The organism is Cytobacillus sp. FSL R5-0569 (assembly GCF_038007265.1).
Classification (GTDB): domain Bacteria; phylum Bacillota; class Bacilli; order Bacillales; family Cytobacillaceae; genus Cytobacillus; species Cytobacillus kochii.
On sequence record NZ_JBBOWW010000001.1, the window covers coordinates 3186200 to 3199024 of the forward strand.

The 12825-nt window shown below is 35.8% G+C and carries 13 protein-coding genes; 3 read left to right on the forward strand and 10 right to left on the reverse strand.

What is annotated here, in order from left to right; genetic code table 11:
* Together MKX78_RS16165 and MKX78_RS16170 are read right to left on the reverse strand one after the other, a co-directional pair.
* The gene (locus MKX78_RS16165) at positions 1-1182 is read right to left on the reverse strand and encodes a glycosyltransferase family 4 protein (protein ID WP_095372567.1); all 1182 of its coding nucleotides are present in this window, start codon (positions 1180-1182) and stop codon (positions 1-3) included.
* Positions 1179-1613: a hypothetical protein gene (locus MKX78_RS16170; protein ID WP_341051603.1), complete on the reverse strand. Its 435-nt coding sequence runs from the start codon at positions 1611-1613 to the stop codon at positions 1179-1181. The genes MKX78_RS16165 and MKX78_RS16170 overlap by 4 nt, the downstream gene beginning before the upstream one ends.
* 273 nt (positions 1614-1886) lie before the next feature.
* Here MKX78_RS16170 and MKX78_RS16175 point away from each other — a divergent pair, with 273 nt between their 5' ends.
* Together MKX78_RS16175 and MKX78_RS16180 are read left to right on the forward strand one after the other, a co-directional pair.
* Positions 1887-2267 carry a hypothetical protein gene (locus MKX78_RS16175; RefSeq protein WP_095372565.1) on the forward strand — a complete coding sequence of 127 codons (381 nt, stop codon included), beginning with the start codon at positions 1887-1889 and terminating at the stop codon, positions 2265-2267.
* Positions 2264-2710, forward strand: a complete 447-nt coding sequence (locus MKX78_RS16180; protein ID WP_095372564.1) for an endolytic transglycosylase MltG — start codon at positions 2264-2266, stop codon at positions 2708-2710. Before MKX78_RS16175 ends, MKX78_RS16180 begins: the two co-directional genes overlap by 4 nt.
* A gap of 210 nt (positions 2711-2920) precedes the next feature.
* Here the strand turns inward: MKX78_RS16180 and MKX78_RS16185 are convergent, their stop codons facing one another.
* Positions 2921-3511 carry a TetR/AcrR family transcriptional regulator gene (locus MKX78_RS16185; protein WP_095372563.1) on the reverse strand — a complete coding sequence of 197 codons (591 nt, stop codon included), beginning with the start codon at positions 3509-3511 and terminating at the stop codon, positions 2921-2923.
* 148 nt (positions 3512-3659) lie between these two features.
* Here MKX78_RS16185 and MKX78_RS16190 point away from each other — a divergent pair, with 148 nt between their 5' ends.
* Positions 3660-4430: an SDR family NAD(P)-dependent oxidoreductase gene (locus MKX78_RS16190; protein WP_307312890.1), complete on the forward strand. Its 771-nt coding sequence runs from the start codon at positions 3660-3662 to the stop codon at positions 4428-4430.
* Positions 4431-4517: 87 nt separating this feature from the next.
* Here the strand turns inward: MKX78_RS16190 and phoU are convergent, their stop codons facing one another.
* The 7 genes from phoU to MKX78_RS16225 all read right to left on the reverse strand — a co-directional run bounded on the left by phoU (position 4518) and on the right by MKX78_RS16225 (position 12782).
* The gene (gene phoU / locus MKX78_RS16195) at positions 4518-5177 is read right to left on the reverse strand and encodes a phosphate signaling complex protein PhoU (RefSeq protein WP_180316949.1); all 660 of its coding nucleotides are present in this window, start codon (positions 5175-5177) and stop codon (positions 4518-4520) included.
* 23 nt (positions 5178-5200) lie between these two features.
* Positions 5201-6016: a phosphate ABC transporter ATP-binding protein PstB gene (pstB, locus tag MKX78_RS16200; RefSeq protein ID WP_370873266.1), complete on the reverse strand. Its 816-nt coding sequence runs from the start codon at positions 6014-6016 to the stop codon at positions 5201-5203.
* A 25-nt stretch (positions 6017-6041) separates the two neighbouring features.
* Positions 6042-6920 carry a phosphate ABC transporter permease PstA gene (gene pstA, locus MKX78_RS16205; RefSeq protein ID WP_095372559.1) on the reverse strand — a complete coding sequence of 293 codons (879 nt, stop codon included), beginning with the start codon at positions 6918-6920 and terminating at the stop codon, positions 6042-6044.
* A 1-nt stretch (position 6921) separates the two neighbouring features.
* Positions 6922-7872: a phosphate ABC transporter permease subunit PstC gene (pstC, locus tag MKX78_RS16210; RefSeq protein ID WP_095372558.1), complete on the reverse strand. Its 951-nt coding sequence runs from the start codon at positions 7870-7872 to the stop codon at positions 6922-6924.
* A gap of 51 nt (positions 7873-7923) precedes the next feature.
* Positions 7924-8898, reverse strand: a complete 975-nt coding sequence (locus MKX78_RS16215; protein ID WP_095372557.1) for a PstS family phosphate ABC transporter substrate-binding protein — start codon at positions 8896-8898, stop codon at positions 7924-7926.
* A 419-nt stretch (positions 8899-9317) separates the two neighbouring features.
* Complete coding sequence (locus MKX78_RS16220; protein ID WP_095373645.1) at positions 9318-11417, reverse strand: peptidoglycan D,D-transpeptidase FtsI family protein; 2100 nt, start codon at positions 11415-11417, stop codon at positions 9318-9320.
* Between the two features lie 159 nt (positions 11418-11576).
* Positions 11577-12782, reverse strand: coding sequence for an MFS transporter (locus tag MKX78_RS16225; protein ID WP_095372556.1), 1206 nt, complete (start codon positions 12780-12782; stop codon positions 11577-11579).
* Positions 12783-12825 lie beyond the last annotated feature (43 nt).

Sequence of the window (12825 nt, forward strand, 5' to 3'; positions counted from 1 at the left end):
TTAATCACCTTTTCTTTGGAATTTATTGACTCGTCCGTGAATTCTATACACCTTTAACGTTTGTTTCGCTACCGATTGCCAGCTAAATTCTGTCTTGATTCTTTTTTGAGCTGCACTGACGATTTGGCTTCTAAAGTTAGGTTTTAATAGTAGAGAATCTATTTTACTTTCAAGATTTACTACATCTCGAGGATCGAAAAAAAGCCCCGACTCATTTTCAATGATTATTTCACTGAACCCGCCAGTTTTAGCTAAAACTACTGGGAGTCCAGCTGCCATCGCTTCTAAAGCAACTATTCCAAATGGTTCGTACAAACTAGGGAAAATAGCTAAGCTAGCATATTCCATCCAGTTATCACGCTCATATTCGTCAACATAACCAATAAATTGAATCCATTCATCGATTTGTTTAGCACGAACTTTTTGTCTGTAATACGATAATAACGGACCTTCCCCAGCGACAATGATTTTTAAGTTTGTATTTTTTCTCTTTAATTTTTCAGCAAGAGCGATAAGAATATCGAACCCCTTCTCTTCTACCATCCTCCCCAGCGAAAAGAGGTATGGTCTATGTTGGGCAAAATGAAATTGTAGGTTCCTATCTTTTTTCATCGGCTTACTTACGCCATTTGGAATGATGGAAATGGTCGAAGATGGCTGTTGGTATTTATGTAGTAACTCATTTCTCATAAAATGACTACAAACTACAAGATGATCGGCATATGCCATTAATAATTTTTCTTGTCTATCGATAAAGCTTTGACTCTCTGTATGAATTCCATTATGTCTACCTGCCTCAGTCGAATGAATGGTAGCGATAAGCGGTATATCCATTCGCTTCTTTAAAATGATGCTACTCGCTGCAACTATCCAATCATGGGCATGAATCATCTCTATACCATTTTGCTCAATCAAAGCTCTTGCTTTCTCTTCCATTGCTAAATTCACCGAAGCAACCCAATGAAGAAATGATCCAGTTTGCATAAGCGGTGCCACACGATGAATGACTACATTATTTTGCACTTCAAATTCTTCGTCAACTTCATGCCTTTTCACTGTTAGCACATGAACGGACACCTTTTCTTGTGCGAGTGATCTCGCTAATTCACTTACATGGCGACCAAGGCCACCAACAATATACGGTGGGTATTCCCAACTTAACAGTAGAATACTCTCCGTCATTGCTTCACTTCATAATAACTATACCCACACACTTGATGGATCCAGTCAGCACTTATTTCTGATGATAATTTGACAGTTCCCGCTCCACTACCTATCTCAGTAGTAAGTAAAGGGAGATAATTATCATCCATTAGTTTCAAACACAGGGTGATGCGGTAAGAATGATATTCTGTTTTAATGGCGTTTCTAATGACCCTCATCGATTGGTATGGTGGAATAAAAAATTCATATAGATCGGAATGATTTTTACTGTATGAATGAAGCTGAATTACTTGCAGGCAACTTCTTATATCTTTGTTGTAGTAGAGCGAGAGGATGTCATATTTTTCTTGCCTAACCTTCCAACTAATATAGATATCTTTGTTGATAATTTCTGTTTTTAAAGGTAATAATCCTGACGAATGTATTATGTGATTCTGTTTACTTTCCATTTTTCGAACCATTCCCCTTGTCAGATTATTCTATACATTAATGTTAGCACTGAATGGCCAAGCCCACAATAAACAGATTTTGTCGGTTTATGCTATCTATCGCTACACTTGTTATTATGATAAGCATTTTTTCTTCACCGACCTATTTCTTCATTCATTCGACAGAAACTATGATATCTTACTCGACAAATTCTATAGGAGATTCTTCAAAGTTAGCACGACTTGTCGATATTTATGGTAGAATAACTTTGATAATAAAGCTTTGAGGTGAGAATGATTATATATATATTTGCTGTTTTATTAGTTATCGCTTTTCTGCTATTTATTTTATCCTTTTTTCTTAAAGATCCTTACCGTTCCTTAAAGGATGAGATTGACCAACTATCTATTCAACATGTAAAAGAAACGTATCAAATAAAGAAAAAATTAAAGCTGTTAGAAGAAGAATTACTGATAGACGAAATCAAACTTCCGAATGACACTGGGTTATCTAGACCTAAGAAGAAGGAAGTTCATGATATTATAAAAAATCAAGTACTTTTACTTCATAAGCAGGGACTTTCCACAGAGCAAATCGCTAAGCAATCTTCTTTATTAGAAGATGAAGTATTGGCCATTATCACAGCTAGTCAACTTAAAGGTGAAAAAGTATGAAAAAATATGTTTTAAGAGGCTTTTCAGCTGGTGTTTTTTGTACAACCCTAATTCTTCTCATTGGTTATATGCTTATGAATGACGAGAACAAGCAAATGATTGATGAGACAGCGGCTCAAGCTTATGTAAAAGAACAAGGTTTTCATGTTTTGACGGATGATGAGATCGATAAACTCATTGAAGAAAAATTAGAACTTGATAAACAACAGGAAGAAGTACCTAAAGAAGAAACTACCATTACAACAGAAATTAAAATCGAAAGCGGTATGCTTCCACAAGAGATTGCGCAGCAACTTGAAGAGGCAGGCATCATCGAATATAGTGAGGACTTTACTAGCTTTTTAAAAGAATTCAATTATAGTCAGAAGCTACGTGTTGGTACATATCAAGTGAATAATCAACAGTCTTATAAAGAGCTTGCTGATTTATTTAGCAAATCATAAAAAACGAATCTCTATCTCAATGGATCTTACTTGGCTGCAATTACACTCTTAAAATAGAGTTAATTACAGCCTTTTTATTATTAAATTACCGAAGAATATAGCCGATTACCGAACTTTGTTTACATCAGTCCACTTAGAAATTGACACTTAATTCCCCCGCTTGATCTAATAAATAAAAGAATATGCTTATCACAAAAAGTTCCTACTTCTTTATTTCACTTTGCTAGTAAATGATACAGAATTTACCTTTACATGCAATAAAGATGTTAGTTGTTCAGATAAATAAATGGGCGATTCTTCAAACTCTGTATCAATCCAATGCTTAATAAGCCCTAAAACTGTATATGCCTGGTAATTTGTATATAATTGGTGATCTATCACAAACTTATCATTTCCTCCAAAGTCTATTTGAATATTATGAACATATTGCTTAAGTGCTTTTATAAACTTATTTTCAAATGTATAAGAAACATCACTTTGTAATAGTGACTTATAATAATGTCTATATTTAAATATATGGTTAAATAATTCTTTTGTAGAAGGTAAAACACTTTGGTCAATTTCATAATCTCGTTGATTTGCAGTACTATTTTCCATCTTGTAGATTAAGTCCCTAATTGCTTCGTCCATCACTTCTTTTAGAACTTCTTCTTTCCTATAGTAATGGTAATAATATGTGCTGCGATTAATATTTGCAGTAGTTGTTAAGTCAGTTATTGTAATTTTATGAAATGGTTTTAGTAGTAATAATGTAACCAGAGCATCTTTAATTCTTTGTTCAGTCATTAGATTTTTACTCATTAACTTAGCCACCTCTCCGTGTAACCCCAACAAATAAATACTTTTTTGTTGGTTGTTAAAGAAAACAAAAATAATTATAGTGGTATTGTAATCGATTACAACAATGTTTAAAAGCTATATTCTATAATTATTTAAAGGGGTCTTTTATATGGGTAGATTAACTGGAAAAGTGGCTATTATCACTGGTGCTGCTAGCGGAATGGGCTTGGCAGGTGCACAAATTTTCGCAAAAGAAGGTGCTCAGGTTGTAGCAACTGATATAGTTGAAGATGCTTTAAAAGTGAAAGTTGCAGAGATAATTGATAATGGTGGAGAAGCCATTGCCTTAAAATTAGATGTTTCAAGCCAAGAATCATGGTTAAATGTCGTTCAAACGACAATAGAAAAATACGGTAAAATTGATATTTTAGTCAATAATGCAGGAATTCATATGGCAAAAGGAATTTTAGAAGCAGAATTAGATGATTGGAATAAAGTGATGGCCATTAATACAACGGGTGTATGGCTTGGAATGAAATCCGTTATACCTTATATGCAACAGAATGGCAAAGGGTCAATTATTAATACATCTTCCATTGCAGCAATTGTGGGTGGTGTCGCTGATGCACAAGGTGCAGCGTACAGTGCATCAAAAGGCGCAGTTAGAGCACTTACTAAACATGGTGCTCAGTGGTTTGGAAAAGATAACATCCGAGTGAATTCCGTGCATCCTGGTGCAATCTTTACAGGTATGGTTGAGAAAGCTGGAATTAAAACACAAGAAGAAATGGGAGAGAATTATAAAGGTTTAGCTCCATTACCTCCTTATGCTGGAGAGTCATTGGATATTGCAAATGCATACTTATACCTTGCTTCAGACGAATCTAAATTTGTTAATGGAATAGAATTGGTCGTTGACGGTGGTTGGATCAGTAACTAATTTTTTTAATCAAATAAATAAGACTCACATTCATTTCATATAAATAAAAGAACGAACCTCTATGATGAAAGAGGTTCGTTACTTTTATCAATCATTCAAATCAAATTGCTTACCTTTCACTAAATAGAAGATATGCTCAGAAATGTTTGTGACATGATCTGCTGCACGTTCTAAATATCTACAAACAAAAGATAATTGAGTAATTTGCGGAATTCGCTCAGATTGTTCCCCACTTATTCTCAGTAAATCAACAATCGTTTGCCCATATAAATCATCCACTTCATCATCCATGTCAGCAACGGCTTTTGCTTTTTTAAGATCTTCTTCATTGAAAGCAGTTAATGAATCGTTTAACATTGTTAAGCAAATCGCATGCATTTGTTTAATATGAACAATTGGTTTCACATGGTCTTCTTTCCCAATTCTAATCGTTGATTTAGCAATATTCACAGCAAAATCAGCTATTCTCTCAATATCCGTTGCTATCTTTATTGCGACAATAATTCTTCGCAAGTCAATAGCTACTGGCTGTTGTTTCGCTATTAATAAAATGGCATAATCATTAATTTCTTCGTACAATATGTTTGCTTTTGTGTCATTTTCCATGATCTCTAAAGCTAGTTCTATATCATGATTCTCAAGTGCCTGAATCGATAAAGAAAGGGCATTTTCAGCAAAATGACCTAAGTCTAATAATTTTCCTCTTAATACTGCTAATTCTTCATCAAACTTCTCTCTTACTGGCAATATAATCAGTCTCCTTTACTTAATTAGCCGAACCTGCCGGTAATATAATCTTCCGTTCTCTTATCAGTTGGATTAGAAAAAATTTTATCTGTTTCTGCAAATTCTACTACTTCACCGTTTAAGAAAAAGGCCGTTCGGTCAGATATCCTAGCTGCTTGTTGCATATTATGAGTCACTATAATGATACTATATTCTTTTTTTAATACCTGTACAAGCTCTTCTACCTTTAGTGTTGAAATCGGATCTAATGCTGAGGTAGGTTCATCCATGAGAATAACATCTGGTTCTATCGCCAAACATCTTGCAATACATAGTCTTTGCTGTTGACCACCTGATAAACCATAAGCGTTATCCTGCAATCTATCTTTTACCTCATCCCAAAGCGCTGCCCCTTTTAAACTTTTTTCAACAATTTGATTCAGGACTTTCTTATCTCTTATACCATGAATTCTCGGACCATAAACAACATTTTCATAGATAGATTTAGGAAAAGGATTCGGCTTTTGGAACACCATACCCACTTTTGTTCTTAATTCTTCAACACCATAACGTTTATCAAAAATATTACGTCCACGATATTGAATTTCTCCTGATGTTTTTACTGATGGTACCATTTCAATCATTCGGTTCAACGCTTTAATATAAGTCGATTTACCACATCCTGATGGACCGATAATCGCAGTTACTTCATTTTCATAAATATCTAAATTGATTTGTTTTAATGCATGATTACTTCCATACCATAAATTTAATTCTTTTGTTTGATAAACTTTATTGTTATCATTAAGATTTTTATAGTTGTCAAGTGAATCGGCGGCTTCTTTTTTAGGTGCAACCAATGTACTCATATTCTCCACTCCTCGTTTAATACCTTTTTTGAAACTTATTTCTGATCAATACAGCAATAGAATTCATCACAATTAACATTACTAGTAATACAATAATGCCCCCCGCTGCAACGGCATGAAACTCTTCTTGCGGTCTACTCGTCCAGTTATAGATTTGCATTGGTAAGACAGTAAACATATCGAAAACAGATTGAGGTAAAAACGCTAAGAAAAGTGGTAAACCAAGCACCACTAATGGTGCCGTTTCCCCGATTGCTCTAGAGAGAGCTAAAATTGCTCCTGTTAGTATGCCAGGTAATGCAGCCGGCATAACCACCCTTACAATTGTTTGCCATTTATTAGCTCCCATTCCAAATGACGCTTCTCTTAATTCCATCGGTACACTTCGAATCGCCTCTTGAGACGCGACGATTATGATTGGTAATACGAGTAAACTCATCGTTAAGCCTGCGGCCAATACACTTGTTCCTAAAGTTAATGCTCTCACAAATACCGTTAATCCTAATAATCCAAAAACAATCGACGGGACACCTGCTAAGTTAGATATATTAATCTGAATCAGTGAGGTAAACTTATTTTTACTCGCATACTCCTCTAAGTAAATGGCTGTTCCTACACCAAGTATAAGCGTCACAGGGGCAACAACAGCCATTAACCAAATGGTCCCTATTAAAGCTGTTTTAATACCCGCTTGTTCTGGATCACGTGAAGGTAAAGATTGCAAGAACTGCCAGTCTAAATAACCAATTCCTTGAGTGATAATGCGATACAATAATATCGCAAGAACCACTAATGCAAACGCAGTCGCCAACATGAACAAACCTTTAAAAACGGAATTTTTCCATTTTCGTGGTGACATTTTCTTTAGTACTTGATCATGATTAATTAATTTCATACTAGTATTCCTCCCTAAAGCGCTTGGAGATGAATTGGGCGAGCATATTCATGAACAAGGTGAAAATAAACAATGTAAATCCAACTGCGTAGATACTATAATAGATGGTCGTACCATATCCAGCATCTCCCTGACTGACTTGGACAATATAAGCCGTCATTGTTTGAATACTACTTGTCACGTCAAAGCTTAAGTTAGGCGTGGAGCCTCCTGCAACAGCGACAATCATTGTTTCACCTATTGCTCTTGAAATTGCTAATACAATAGAAGCAACAATACCTGAAACAGCGGCAGGTATAACAATTTTAATGGCCACTTCAAGTTTTGTTGCCCCTAATGCATAAGCCCCTTCTTTCATCACTTTAGGTACAGACGACATGGCATCTTCTGATAATGAGGCAATCATCGGTGTAATCATAATCCCGATAACAATCCCTGGGCTAAGCGCATTGAATATTTGCAGAGATGGAATCATTTCTCTAAGCACTGGTGTCACAAAAGTGAGAGCAAAAAACCCATAAACGATAGTAGGTACGCCTGCTAATACTTCTAAAATAGGTTTAATAACTCTCCTTGTTCGGTCACTCGCATACTCACTCAAGAAAATAGCTACAGCGAGACCAATCGGGACTGCCACAACTGCAGCTATAAGAGCAACTTTTAACGTTCCTGAAATAAGCGGTAGGATTCCATATGAGCCTTGTGTTTCAGAAAATGGATACCACTTTTGTGCGGTAAAAAATTCTTTGATACTTACGTGACTGAAAAAAGTCGTCGTTTCCACAAATAATGTTACAACGATCCCAATCGTCGTTAATACTGACACAATCGCGGTTAATAATAAGATAACTGGAACAATCTTTTCTGACTTCAGTTTATTTTTACTTTTAGATTTTTTTTGTTGTATAAGTTCTTGCACAGAAAACGCTTTTTCTTCTTGTTGTATATTCATAGTTGATCCCCCCTTCATTACGATGATGATCTCTCTTCATCATTCAAACACTTATTTTAAATCTTCAATTGTTGATAACCCTGTTTCATATTCTTCATCTTTTAATTTCACATAACCGACATCTTCTGAAAGTGCCCCCGCATTTTCTAATGTGAACTTAACGAATTCATATGTTTCTTCATTCTTTAGGGAATCATTTTTCACGTAGATATATAAAGGACGTGATAATGGTGCATACTCCCCTGATTCAACCGTGTCATGAGTCGGCTCTACCGGACCATTCCCACCATCGATTGGAACAACTTTTAGCTTATCTTGATTCTCAACATAATAAGCAAATCCAAAGAATCCAATGGCATTTTCGTCCCCTGCTACACCTTGAACAAGGATGTTGTCATCTTCTGACAGTGTCGCTTGTTCTACAATTGGCTCATCCTCCAGAATGATTTCATTAAAGTAATCATACGTTCCAGAGTCTGTTCCTGGAGAATAAAATTTGACTTCCTCATCTGGCCATTCTGGTCTAATATCTGACCATTTTTTTGTTTCTCCCGTATTGATCCATAACTCTTTCAATTCTTCGATAGTAAGTGAATCGACCCAATCATTCTCTTTATTTACAACGATTGATAATCCATCGTTGGCTAGCTTTAATTCTGAATACTCAATTCCTGCTTCTTCAATTTGGGTTTTCTCTTCATCTTTAATTTCTCTCGAAGCGTTACTGATATCCGTTGTTCCTGCAATAAACTGTTTAAATCCTCCACCTGTTCCAGAAGAAGCGACTGACACTTGTACGCCTGGCTGATCCATACTGAATTCTTCAACAACAGCTTCCATAATAGGATAAACTGTAGAGGAGCCATCAATTTTGATTTCTCCTTGTAACTGTTGATTTTCTTCACTAGTTGTTTGCTCTCCATTACTTGAACTGTTCGCACCGCCATTTGCTCCACATGCCGTTGTAAAAGCAAGAACAGAACCAATCATTAATGTTGATGCCACATACTTGAATCGTTTCTTCATTAGAAATATTCCCCCTAGAAAATCAGTTGTTTTGTCCTACAAACCCATCATAAGACCTAAACGTTAATAGGAAATAAATGTCGTGTAAATATTCTGTAAACCAATGTGAAGAAATGTAAAGTGAAATTTAGGGAAAATCATATCTCATTTTTGGAGTGAGCATTACCTTGTAAACAAACAATGCTGTAAAAGCAAAGTAATGAACATGGGGATTGTCGAGGCACTCCTTAGTAAAAGAACGATAATATAGAGGTAGTTGTGTAGGATTGTCAGCGTTCTTTGCCTCTTTCACTTCTGATGTTATAAACTAAAACTAAAAGAAAAGCATAAAAATAACTCGGATTCCCCTAAAAAGGGTGAATCCGAGTTTGATTGTTGATTAGTATCTGTTATGCTTGTGTTTTTCAAAACAAACAAGCTTATTCATCCTCTTCTTTGTTAACATCAATTACTTCTTGCTTCGTTAAATCTTCTGGTTTCTTACTTTCTTCTTTCGCACGTTCTTCTTTTAATTCAAAGTATTCATCCATGACGCGTTCGGCAATAATCATGTTTGCTTTATGGCCACTTCCACCTTCATAGGCCCAAGGGACCATGACAGCAATTGCCACTTCTGGATTATCAGAAGGTGCATAACCAACATAGCTGATATTCATTACTTCAGGTGGCTCATCATAATTACTACGTAGTGGTCCATCATAGAAAGCCTCTGCTGTTCCTGTTTTACCTGCAGGGTCATACTCTTTATCACCAAAGAAGGATAGTGCCGTACCTTGTTGTTCTTGTGCAACTTGACGGAATCCCTCTTTTACACGTTCAATCCAAGAAGCATCCATATCAAGTTTATTAAGAACTTTCGGCGATATTTCTTCTACAATAGGGCCTAATTCTTCATTTTCTAATAAAGGCTCCCTAATTTCTTTTACTACATGAGGCTCCATTCTATTCCCGCCGTTAGCAATCGTGGACACATATTGCACGAGCTGCATATTAGAGTACGTATCATACTGTCCAATCACTAAGTCCAACATAAATCCAGGGAGTTGACTCATTCCTTTAAATCCTGTTTGTTCATTTGGTAGATCAATCCCTGTTCTAACGCCTAAACCAAACTGAGCAAACGATTCTCTGATTGTATCAAACCCTTTAGGATCTAACGGCAATGATTTATTATAGCGATATGTGCCGCCTCCAATTCGAATGGCTGTTTCAAACATATACACATTGGATGAAACCCTTAATGCGTACAAATCACTAATTGGTCCGAACGTTTTCCATGATTTTTTTACAGGTGTACCAGCAATTTTTAATGGCTGGTCATTAATTACTGTACCAGGTTGAATCACACCTTCCTTATAGCCCGTAAGAATAGTAGCCCCTTTGACTACGGAACCGGCGTTATAAGTGGTCGTAATATTCCCTAACGCATCATCCGTCATTCTTGTTCGGCCTGTTTCCTCATCTTTCACAAGCCTTCTACCAGCCATTGTTAAAATTTCGCCGCTATACGGATCCATTAACACGACATAGGCTCTATCTAAAAGACTGGTTCCTCCAGTTTGTTTAGCCGCACGCAACTCTTCTTCAATGATTTTTTCTGTTGCTAATTGTAAATCCATATCGACACTTAATACTAAATCTTTCCCCCGCTGCCCTTCTGAAATTGTAACCGTTTCTAGAATCGTACCACCTTTATCAGTGACATTTTTCACTTTGGCTTTTTGACCATGGAGGACTTCTTCGTATTGATATTCAAGATAACTTTTACCTACACGGTCATTTCTTGAATAATCTCTTGCTAAATAGTAATCAAGCATTTCTTTCGGAATACCTTCTTCAGAAGACGAAACAGATCCAAGGACAGATTTCAATGTATTATCAAAAGCATAGTAACGGTCCCAATCAGTTGTTGTGTCAACCCCTGGAAGATAATCTAAATTTTCGCTTACTAGGGCGAATTCCTTTGCAGTTACTCCATCATTTTTAACAACTTGTGGTGTAAAGGCATACCCACTAGAGAACTCTCGATAGATCGCAAGCACTTCCAAGTCGTCTTCTGTCAGTTCATCCAATTCTTCTTCCGTAATACGATCTAATGTTAATTGATAGACATCTTTATCGTAATCAGCTTCTTCGTCCTCGCGAATATTTTGCTTTTCTTTCTCTGTTACCTTTTCATCCGCGCGATCAGGATTAATCATAATCCAATAATCTTTTTCATCTCGTTCCGTGACTTTTTCTGTATCTTTTTCAATTAGTTCCGCTAATTTCTCAGCAGTATCAAGCATTTCCTCTTGACTAGCTCCATTATTTGTATATGTAATGGCATTCTGCGGGATATTATCGACAATAATCTTTCCTGTACTATCAAACATCTTTCCCCTAGGTACAGGGTTATTTACAGTGATTTCTTCTGTTCGTTCTATTTCTCGCTTATAGTCATCACCGTAGACAATTTGAACAAACCCTAATCTAAAAATAAGTACAGAGAACAACACAAAGACAATTAAGAATAGCATGTTCAACCGAAAGGACACACGATTCTTCTTTTTCTTTTTATTCAATTGCTAAAACCACACTTCCCTCTTAATTACATATACTTATTTTAAAAGAAAACCAAAAATAATTCTATTCATAACTATAAGGAAATGATAGTTATTTTGAATATTTTTTTCACATCATTCGATATTCTTTATAAAGAAATAGATCATACTATGCCCAATCCCTAATATTACTAGCAATATCGGCAAGATCACATGATCATCAAAATAGATTACACCCACTATAAAGAACAACAAAGATAATATTCTACCGATGTTCAAGAATAATTCCCTTACAACAATATATTCAATTCTCATTTCTGCCGCTTTCCAGGCTGTGCCTATTACATCATAAGTCATTGAAGAATAAGGAACGAGTAATAAAGGATAAGCGATTGCAATTAATGCCGCATAGAGCAAAAGATTAACGTAGGTTATATGAAATACTAACAGGAAAATTGACAGAAATAATAACACACCTCCAGCTAACACTGCTCTTTTCCTATGCTCTTTCTTAATCCATCTTGAAGCAATATAATAACAAACTAATGCGATACCTGAATTTAATAATCCGAATGTACCAAGTGCTAATTCGCTCCCCGTAGCTATAAACACAAAGACAGAAACGACAAACGCATATGTGCCTTCACGAAACCCTTGGAAAAAATGAGCATTTGTAATCCTCTTCCAATTCTTATTATACTTTCGTTCTTCTATAATCCGCTTAAAAAAATATTTTCCATTTGCTGGACGCCTTTTAATAGAAAAGCTTAAAAATACGGCAATCGCGAATAATGCTAATGAAATTCCAAATATGACTGAATAACCAGTATAAGCCTTCATTTTTGAAATAATTAAACCGGCAGAAATAGGACCAATCATACCACCAAATGATGAAAGTAACCCGAGAAAACCATTAAAAAAGTCTCGATTTTCTGGATCGGTTATTTCAAATGTTAATACATTAAACGCAAGCCAATAAAAACCAGAACCTATACCTAATAAAGAACCTAATAAAAGGAGATATGACGACGCTTTATCCCCTACAAGAAGCACAGAAATATAAAAGAAGGCAAGAAATATAACCCCTAACCTTAGAACAATGACACGATCTACTTTTTTCGCCCATTTGCCCGCAATAATAAATGCAATAGGTTGCAGAACAACAGCAGCGAGGTTATATAAGCCTAAATCCACGTATTCACCAGATTGCTTCCACAAAAAAATATTCACAAAAGTATTGGATAACGCAATACTTAAGGAATATAATCCTCCAATTAGCAGCAACAAAACAAGGTCTCTGGTCGGCTCAATATTTCCAATCACTCTCTGCAATTTACTCATAAAAAAACTCCCCTTCGATTCTACAAATAGTCTCCTTCAAAAA

Excerpts from the sequence above, each read along its gene's own strand:
- MKX78_RS16165 (WP_095372567.1), bottom strand. The coding sequence starts at position 1,182 with ATGACGGAGAGTATTCTACTGTTAAGTTGGGAATACCCACCGTATATT.
- MKX78_RS16170 (WP_341051603.1), bottom strand. The coding sequence starts at position 1,613 with ATGGAAAGTAAACAGAATCACATAATACATTCGTCAGGATTATTACCT.
- MKX78_RS16175 (WP_095372565.1), top strand. The coding sequence starts at position 1,887 with ATGATTATATATATATTTGCTGTTTTATTAGTTATCGCTTTTCTGCTA.
- MKX78_RS16180 (WP_095372564.1), top strand. The coding sequence starts at position 2,264 with ATGAAAAAATATGTTTTAAGAGGCTTTTCAGCTGGTGTTTTTTGTACA.
- MKX78_RS16185 (WP_095372563.1), bottom strand. The coding sequence starts at position 3,511 with ATGAGTAAAAATCTAATGACTGAACAAAGAATTAAAGATGCTCTGGTT.
- MKX78_RS16190 (WP_307312890.1), top strand. The coding sequence starts at position 3,660 with ATGGGTAGATTAACTGGAAAAGTGGCTATTATCACTGGTGCTGCTAGC.
- pstA (WP_095372559.1), bottom strand. The coding sequence starts at position 6,920 with ATGAAATTAATTAATCATGATCAAGTACTAAAGAAAATGTCACCACGA.
- pstC (WP_095372558.1), bottom strand. The coding sequence starts at position 7,872 with ATGAATATACAACAAGAAGAAAAAGCGTTTTCTGTGCAAGAACTTATA.
- MKX78_RS16215 (WP_095372557.1), bottom strand. The coding sequence starts at position 8,898 with ATGAAGAAACGATTCAAGTATGTGGCATCAACATTAATGATTGGTTCT.
- MKX78_RS16220 (WP_095373645.1), bottom strand. The coding sequence starts at position 11,417 with ATGCTATTCTTAATTGTCTTTGTGTTGTTCTCTGTACTTATTTTTAGA.
- MKX78_RS16225 (WP_095372556.1), bottom strand. The coding sequence starts at position 12,782 with ATGAGTAAATTGCAGAGAGTGATTGGAAATATTGAGCCGACCAGAGAC.